Source organism: Bradyrhizobium sp. 87 (assembly GCF_023073015.1).
GTDB lineage: Bacteria > Pseudomonadota > Alphaproteobacteria > Rhizobiales > Xanthobacteraceae > Bradyrhizobium > Bradyrhizobium canariense_D.
This window is the reverse complement of the sequence record NZ_JADPIQ010000090.1, coordinates 637501-645528: the sequence shown is the minus strand read 5'-3', so window position 1 is coordinate 645528 and position 8028 is coordinate 637501. Positions and strand designations below refer to the sequence as shown.

Here is an 8028-nt window from a genome sequence, read left to right as displayed (position 1 = left end):
CATCGACGGCCATCCCCATAGCCGCATCGAAGACCTCATGCCGTGGCGATTCCGCAAAACGTCAAGCCAGCCTCAATAGGGTTGCGGCTAAGCGCTTACGATACGCATCGCCGGCCGAGGGTCTAACCGTAGGCGTCGGTGGCTGAGAGACAATTCCGCGCTCCCGCCTGCATGTTAGGAGCGCAAAATGGCCGAAGAATTCAGCGCCGAGACACGCCGCCGGCTCGATCGAGCCGTCGAAACCATCTTTCAAAGTCGTCACTTAGCCACGGAACATCGCCCACTCGTCGCTGAGTGCGAACTAAATCTCCGACACAGGCTGCTCAACATAGCCACCCTGCCTGCTGATGACCTGGAGCGCCGGGTCCGCGCACCTGAGGGGAGTAGACTGCATCCCCTTGTGGCCCATCAAGTTGCGCCTCGTTCGGAGGAGGTCCGCTCATCGCGCCACAGCAGACCAGGTTGTTCAACTTGAGTTCTTCGCATTTTGACCCATTGCAAAAGCTTCGAGCGTTCGTCTTTACGACGTGCTGGGGACCCACTCCATGCCACAGCACGGGATAAACGTTGTGCTCGACATCGCCGGGAATGTCCTCCTTTTAGCCATGAGTTGCTTCGGGGTGATTGCGGTGACCCACAGCAGTCGTCAAGCTAATGGCTAGTTTTCTTGATGCAAACTGGCTCACTGTTGGGGACGCTCTTGCAATCCCAATCTGGGCCGAAGCCAGACGCCTGATGAACGGACGGATATCGAACAAGAAAGACAGCACAGACACATATCAGAACAACGGCAAAGAGGACGACGAAGACGTCACTGCGCGCGAACTGCCACCTGAGCCATCTCATCGTTCGTTCCCGGGTTGACTACCATTCTCGCAATTAGCCTCGCCTCGCTAAAGATTCATTCGACCAATTCGGAGAAATTGAGCAATTGGCGCGAGGCCAGCTTTTGGCCCATCGCTTCCTTACGCGGTGTCGCTGCATGTCGGTTCACAAGGGCAGACCGGAAGTTTGCAGCCAGGGGCCAGGTCGGCGGCTTGTGACCCGTTGCTAACGCGAGCTAGTGAGCCTTCATTGCGCGCAATAGAAAACGAAGGCCCGAGCGTTCGTCACGCTTAAGACAGCGGATCCGTTTGCGGGTCGGTTATTTCGGACTACGCAGCGTGGAGCGCTGCTCATTCCACGCCGCCAGCAGAGGTTTCAGCAGCTCGTCAAGCTGAAGCGTGCTGGGTTGGCGGCCGGACGGGACGGCATTGAAGGATCCATCGGGATTGGACTGCCGTGACGATGAAGATGCCCTGGCCAAAGCCAGGACCACCGCCAGCGAGATTGCATCTGCCCCCCGCGTGCACGACCCGCGCCGCATCGCCATTGAGGACGAGGCCAGCCGGCAAGTTACCATCATTCCAGTGATCAATCACCACACCAACATAGGAGGATGACTCCGTGGCTGCCGACAAACCGGTCGGCGACAACGCGCGCAAAGGCGCGGTGAAGAAGCGGTCGCAGACCAAGACCAGGATGGGCGGCGCGACGACCTGGACCAAGCGTGACAGGTCGAGCAGCGAGTTCATGGCCTTGAAGTAGACCAGCAAGAAAACTAGCGCCAGAAAAAGTGATCTCGTTCAGCCTTACCGGAAAACGAGTCCGGCTGCGAGAAAGGCCTTCGGCGACATAGAATGGGCCGCTCCGCCCGACATGGACCCCTCACAGAAAAAACACGGGGCGATCTTAGCGGCCAGGACATGCCCCGCGTAGTTTCCGGATTACGAACGCGCGTTGTAGTCAGTGGATGCCACGAAAGTTCGGTAATCGCTGTCGAGCTGCTGGGCGCGTTTCGAGATATGCGCATAACCAAACGCGATCCCAAGCTTGTCATCGGGACGTTTTGTCGCTGAGCCCGATGAACTCCAAGCCGGCGTCGGCATAAAGGTCGATCAGATTGCGGTCGGCAGGGGCGCCGGAAACTCTGCCGAATATGTCGATGCGCGGTCGTCGCTGCCTCATATTTCTTGAGGACGGTGGAGTCGTGCGACTACAGTTCTCGCGAAAGCTGCTCAAAGCTGCTAATGTTTCTTCAAACGTAGACGCTGGTTTATGATTTACGGTAACCTCTTTCGCTCATCGCCATTGCTCTCTCCGGAGATCCAGGTGGCCTGCTGTGTTTTGAGTCCAAAGCCCGTTGCTCTTGCTTGCGTGTAGAATCGGTGGTGGGCGGCCTCACTCTTCCGCCACTCTCACCTTGAAAGCACCCTAGCCAACGTCCGTTGACACCTTTGCGACTGTTGCAACATTCGCGTGGGCCGGTGCTGACCGAACTCGGTGGCAGCTGTCCGTGAAATCCACCATCAATGTGCCGTCCGTTTCGAGTCCAGTAAGGCGCGCGGAACATCGCCGACATCGTCAAGGTCAGGCGCCTGGCCGTATCCCATGCGTTTCATCTGCTCATGTACCTGCGCCATTTCAGCGTCGCTGAGGCGCGGCGGCTCGCCGATAGCCAACGCATGGACATACATCTTCGCCAGCGTCTCCACCTCCAAGGCGAGCCAAAGCGCCTTTTCAAAGGTCTGGGCCGTCACGATCAAGCCATGATGGCCAAGGAGGCAAGCGTCGCGATCTTCGAGGGCCTTGAGGGCGTAGTCCGATAGTGCCTGCGTGCCGAAACAAGCATATGGCGTACACCGGACATCGTTGCCACCCGCAACTGCGACCATATAGTGGAAGCAGGGAATATCACGTTCGTGAACGGCGAGAATCGTGCTGAAGGTGGAATGCGTATGCAGCACGACGTTGACGTCTTCGCGTGCTCGCAGAATATCGCGATGAAAGCGCCATTCGGATGAAGGCCGATGGTTGCCCTGGTAGTTCGCGGCAAAATCCATCGCGACAATGTCCTCTGGCTCCATCCGATCATAGGGCAGACTGGTAGGCGTGATTAGCATGCCGTTTGGAATCCGGTGCGAAAGATTGCCGGATGTGCCCTGATTGAGACCGTTTCGATTCATCTCCCTGCAGGTATCGACAATGCCTTGGCGGAGATCGGCATGATTACGGTCTGTCATGAAGCGGGCTCCGAGAAAGCGATCCAGGACTGGTAAGCGGTGGAAAGGTCGCGCGGTTCGAACCTATCGTTGCTGAGTGATGTGACGGCTTCAAGGATCACGCTTGAAACCGGCAGCGTACGCGAGAATCGCCGCCACAGCAGCGCAGCACCAAGCGCCGTTCCGTCGGGAGATCGACTCACCCAGACACTCTGCGAGGATCGCAAAGTCGCAAGACAACGGGCGAAGGGCAGGTTTGCGGCAAAGCCACCATCGATGACTATGCGTTTTGAGCTCTCGAGCGCATCAAGGCAGCGGTTTGCGCTGAACGCTGCGTAGAGCACCGCCAATGCCTGCCATTCGGCAGGCGTTTCGGGGGGCGGCCCGATGACTCGTCCGCGGCGAGCAGCGCCCGGAAACAATCCATCATCGCCGACGAATGAGGGGAGCGCCAGGGTTCCTCTCGACAGCAGGGTGGGCAATGCGGCAAGGACGGCTGCATCAGAAGCAAAATGTTCCCCGCGGATGAGGTCGTATTCGCGGCCGGCCGCGATCAACGTCGAAGGTGCATTCTCCCCATCGACATCGATATTGAGAACCATCGCGCGCGCGCAATCGAGTTTGTCCAGGGGGAGGCCGCGCTGAAAGCCGATCATCCAAGTACCGGTCGATAGGATCGAGGCATCGGCCATGCCGGCGGCCTTGTAGCGAAACAGGTTGGCGTTGGAATCATGCACGCCGCAGAGGATCTCGGTCGATTGCGCCAGGCCAGTGCGCCTGGTTACAGATTCCGAAACCGTCCCTAGCACCTCACCGGCGGGTACGCATTCGGGCAACAGATGGCTCCAACCGCGCTTACGCATAAGAGAAGAAGGCTGACGGTGGATGAGGTCCCAGATATGGCTCTGAGCCGCGAGCTGCGAGATTTCGCTGGCCGCACGTCCACCAAGCCGCAGGGCGAAAAACTGCGCGGTGGTCAGATAGGCTTTTGCGCGAGCGAATTCGACGGGATACGCGCTTTCCTGCCAAAGCAGCTGTTTTCCGAGCCGCATCGCCCCTCCGATTCCGCAAAACACCTCATCGTAACCAGGCGCGATCCGGGCATATGCTTCATCGATTGCGGGCGGAGAGACGGCATCATAGTCCATCATCGGCAGCACTGGCGTATCACCGTCGACGAGAACCGCGCCGCATCCATGCGCAGCCACGATCACGGCGCCAATGGCATGGCGTTGAGACACGTCGGCAAGGGTATCGAGAAACCAGTCTTCTAACCCGGCAAGGTCATAGGCGAGGTACGAGCCCTGAGTCATAGGCACATTTGGAAGCCCGTGTGTTTCGAGCGGCCAGCCGTCGTCGCTCGCCACGACCAGTTTGAGATTGGTCTTGCCGATGTCGAGAACTGCAATAGGGTTCGAGACGATCGAGCGCATCATCGCCGGCTACCGCGGCGCTTTGCCGGCGACATGAGGAACCGCCGCGACGGCAATCAAGATTCCACCCCAGATCGCTAGCGTGAGGAATTGGCTGAGGTTCAGAAGGTTGAATGCCGAGGAGATCACCTGAAGGATGATCAACGCAAGCAATAGCCCGCCGACTTTGCCGAAGCCGCCAAACGGATCGATGCCGCCGAGCACGGCCGCGAGAATGGTGACCAGCAGATAGCTCTCGCCGTATGCCGCGTTGGCCGAATTGAAACGTGCCAACATGACGACCGCCGCCACGCCCGCGAGCAAGCTGGAAAATACATAGAGTTTGAGGAGGACGGCGCGGGTATTGACGCCTGAGTAACGGGTCGCCTTCTCGTTCGAGCCGATCATGTAAACCTTTGCACCGAACGGCGTCGCGTTCAGCATGAGCGCGACGGGCAAGGCGCAGAACGCAAGTACGATCAGAGCAAAGGGTACCCCGAAAACCGTTCCGTTGCCGATAAACACAATCGGCTCCGGGAATCCGGAGATGACGTTACCGCGCGACAGGCCGATCGCGAGACCCTTGCAGAGCGTCATCGTGCCGAGCGTGGCCAGGATCGGCGAAACGCCGAGATAGGCGATGACAAAACCATTGAGCAGGCCGACCAATGCAGCCACTGCAAATCCTGCAGCGATCGCAAAGACCTGAATGCCGACCCAGGCAAGGCCCTGGCTCCCCGGGATGTAGCGCGTCAGCAGGAAGGCGATGGTCAGTCCGGACAGATTGGCGGTTGCGATGATGGAAAGGTTGAGTCCACCAGATAGCAGGGCCAGCATCATCGCCAGTGAGAGGATGCCAAGTTCGGGCATCTGGAAAGCCATGGATTGCAGCGTGTTGACCGAGAAGAACCGATCGCCGATCGTGATCGCGAACACGACCCAGAGTGCGAACAACAGCAGGATGAGGGTGGCGACTGTGCCGCTGCTGGCGAGACCGACCATGCGCCGGCGAAGCGAGAGGGCAGGGGCGTTGCTCATCGGGGCGCGCTCCGGGTTCGCCGCTCGCGCTGCGACCAGGCGGTCGCAGAGACCGAAATGAGAATAACCAAGCCGACGAAGAACGGCGACCAGTAGGACGAAACGCCCAGCAAAATGATTCCATTTTGGAGTACCGCGAGCAGTGTCAGGCCCAAAAACGTGCCGAAGACCGTGCCGACGCCGCCCATCAGGCTGGCGCCGCCGAGCACGACGGCAGCGACCACATCGAGTTCCTTGCCCACCAGCACCGTCGGGGCAACGGACTGCGCGAGTTGTGCCTGAATCAGGGAGGCGATTCCGGCCATGACACCCATGTAGCAATAGACCAGTATATTGAGGCCGAAACTGTGGAAGCCGAGCCGCTGTGCGGCGTCGGTATTGCCTCCCATGGCATAGATTTGCCGGCCGATATTGGTTCGGTTAAGCAGGAGCCAGGTGACGAGAAATGCCAGCACGAGCGCGAGGATCTGCAGATTGACACCGTACGAGCTATCCTTGCCCCATTCGAACTCGAACCAGAATATTCCGGTCGCAAACCAGTCGGGCAACGAATAGATGTATTTGCCGCCGGTGAAGAAGATCAGAAGCCCATAGAAGATGTTCAGCGTCGCGACCGAAACGATGATCGATGGTATTCGAAGTTTCTGGATGAAAATCGCGTTGAGGGCACCGAGCGCACCGCCAATTCCAATCGCGATGGCGAAGACGCCGATCCAGTTCGCCCCGTAAGCATTGGCAAGCGAAAGTGTGACATATTGCGCCACCGACGCGGTCGCGGTGAATGAGATGTCGATTCCGCCGGCGATCAGGACGACCAGCAGCCCGAGCGCTAGGATGCCGACAAATGCATAGGAGGTCAGCAGATCAAACAGATTCTGCATGGTCAGGAATTGGGCGTTCGCGAAGCCCAAGCTGGCGCAGAGCCCAAGGATGACTATCAGCAGCCAGAACTCATGGCTGCGACGAAACCTGCCGAATGATGCCATGTGCGATTCAGGCATTGACGGCCTGCCGAAGCGCATCTTCGGAAGTGGCTGCGGCAGGCACGTCGGTTGTCAAACGACCTTCCCGCATCACCAAGACGCGATGACTATGATAAAGGACCTCGGGGATTTCGTCCGATATCATCAAGACCGCGACGCCGTCGCGGGCCAACCGCCGGATGATTTCGTAAATGCCGTCCTTGGCGCTGATGTCGACGCCCACCGTGGGGCTATCGAGGATAAGCACCCGCGGATTGGTCGCCATCCATTTGGCGAGCACGACCCGCTGCTGGTTGCCCCCGGAGAGCGTCTTCACCGGGTTGGCGGGATTGGAGACCTTGATCCCGAGTTCAGCAACCCACCGAGCGACATGGGTCTGTCGCGCGCGTGCGGCAATCAGGCCGAACGCGCCAGCCAGACGATCCAGCACCGTAAGCGTGACGTTCGCCGTGACGGACTGATTCAGGATGAGACCAAGCGTAAGCCTATCTTCGGATACGTAGGCGATCCCTCGATCGATCGCCTCTGCATTTGTACGGAGGGCGATGGGCCGCCCGTCAAGTGCGATAGTGCCGCGATCGGGCGGCTTCATGCCGAACAGGGATAGCGCCAATTCGGTTCGCCCTGAGCCGAGCAGACCGGTGAGACCCACTACTTCGCCCGCGCGCAACTGCAAGCTTACATCCTCATACTCGCCCTCGCGGCCCAAGCCCTTAACTTCCAGCACAACCGGGCCAGCGGCAAGCTCAGGCGCCTGTATCTGATACTCGAAGGACTTGCCAGTCATCAGCTGGCTGAGTTTCCGCCCATCGATTGTGTCTGCGGCAAAAGTACCGACTTTGGCGCCATCCCGCAGCACCGTTACGCGCTGGGCGATTTCAAGCACCTCATCGAGACGGTGGCTGACGAAAACGACGCAGATGCCGGCACGCTTCAGCTCGCTTACGAGCGCGATCAGGGCGTTCACCTCGTGGCGGGTCAACGATGCCGTCGGCTCATCCATAATCAGGAGTTTGGCATCCGCAGCCAAGGCGCGGCAGATCGCGACCAGCTGGCGTCCGGCAATGCTGAGCTCTGACACTTTCGCGTCCGGGTCGAACGCAACGCCGATCTTTGCCATTGTGGCCTTCGCGGTGGCGCGCATTGAGGCCCAGTTCACCGAATGGAGGCCGCCAAGATGGTGCGCCATCGCGATATTCTCAGCGACGGTGAGGTTGGGGAATAGCGAAAGATCCTGGTAGATGACCTGAATGCCGCAATGCGTGGAGTAGACCGGGTTCAGTTTAGGATATTCCTTGCCGGAAATTGCGATACGGCCGCCAGGCTCCGCTGCCTCGACGCCCGAAATGATCTTGATCAGGGTGGACTTGCCGGAGCCGTTTTCACCGACCAGGCAATGCACCTCGCCGACTTCCAGAGTGAGATCGACGTCGCGGAGCGCGTGCACGCCGCCGAAGCGCTTCGATATGCCGGACATTTCCAGGAAAGTCACCAAAGGTTCGCCTGCAATGGAGTCGTGCGATCACTCGAGTGGTCCCGCATTCCCGACCGGAA

General features: G+C 59.1%; 8 protein-coding genes. 2 read left to right on the top strand and 6 right to left on the bottom strand.

Translation table 11 applies throughout. The features are described from left to right. The first annotated feature begins 1253 nt into the window (after positions 1 to 1253). Both IVB50_RS25875 and IVB50_RS25870 read left to right on the top strand, forming a co-directional pair. Positions 1254 to 1442 carry a hypothetical protein gene (locus IVB50_RS25875; protein WP_161495692.1) on the top strand — a complete coding sequence of 63 codons (189 nt, stop codon included), beginning with the start codon at positions 1254 to 1256 and terminating at the stop codon, positions 1440 to 1442. 4 nt (positions 1443 to 1446) lie between these two features. Next, the gene (locus IVB50_RS25870; RefSeq protein WP_162847221.1) at positions 1447 to 1587 is read left to right on the top strand and encodes a hypothetical protein; all 141 of its coding nucleotides are present in this window, start codon (positions 1447 to 1449) and stop codon (positions 1585 to 1587) included. 179 nt (positions 1588 to 1766) lie between these two features. On the opposite strand, the gene IVB50_RS25865 is transcribed toward IVB50_RS25870, so the two are convergent. From IVB50_RS25865 to IVB50_RS25840, 6 genes are all read right to left on the bottom strand, one after another. Beyond that, the gene (locus tag IVB50_RS25865) at positions 1767 to 1928 is read right to left on the bottom strand and encodes a carbohydrate porin (RefSeq protein ID WP_240544115.1); all 162 of its coding nucleotides are present in this window, start codon (positions 1926 to 1928) and stop codon (positions 1767 to 1769) included. A 420-nt stretch (positions 1929 to 2348) separates the two neighbouring features. Next, entirely contained in the window at positions 2349 to 3062 is a 714-nt protein-coding gene (locus IVB50_RS25860) for a class II aldolase/adducin family protein (protein ID WP_247297661.1), read from the bottom strand. Then, positions 3059 to 4477 carry an FGGY-family carbohydrate kinase gene (locus IVB50_RS25855; protein WP_247297659.1) on the bottom strand — a complete coding sequence of 473 codons (1419 nt, stop codon included), beginning with the start codon at positions 4475 to 4477 and terminating at the stop codon, positions 3059 to 3061. Before IVB50_RS25855 ends, IVB50_RS25860 begins: the two co-directional genes overlap by 4 nt. A gap of 6 nt (positions 4478 to 4483) precedes the next feature. After that, positions 4484 to 5491, bottom strand: coding sequence for an ABC transporter permease (locus IVB50_RS25850; protein WP_018459498.1), 1008 nt, complete (start codon positions 5489 to 5491; stop codon positions 4484 to 4486). After that, on the bottom strand, positions 5488 to 6492 hold the full coding sequence (locus tag IVB50_RS25845; RefSeq protein ID WP_247297657.1) for an ABC transporter permease: 1005 nt from the start codon (positions 6490 to 6492) through the stop codon (positions 5488 to 5490). The genes IVB50_RS25850 and IVB50_RS25845 overlap by 4 nt, the downstream gene beginning before the upstream one ends. Then, a complete protein-coding gene (locus IVB50_RS25840) occupies positions 6485 to 7969 on the bottom strand; it encodes a sugar ABC transporter ATP-binding protein (RefSeq protein WP_026233826.1) in 1485 nt (494 codons plus the stop codon). Before IVB50_RS25840 ends, IVB50_RS25845 begins: the two co-directional genes overlap by 8 nt. Between the last annotated feature and the right edge of the window lie 59 nt (positions 7970 to 8028).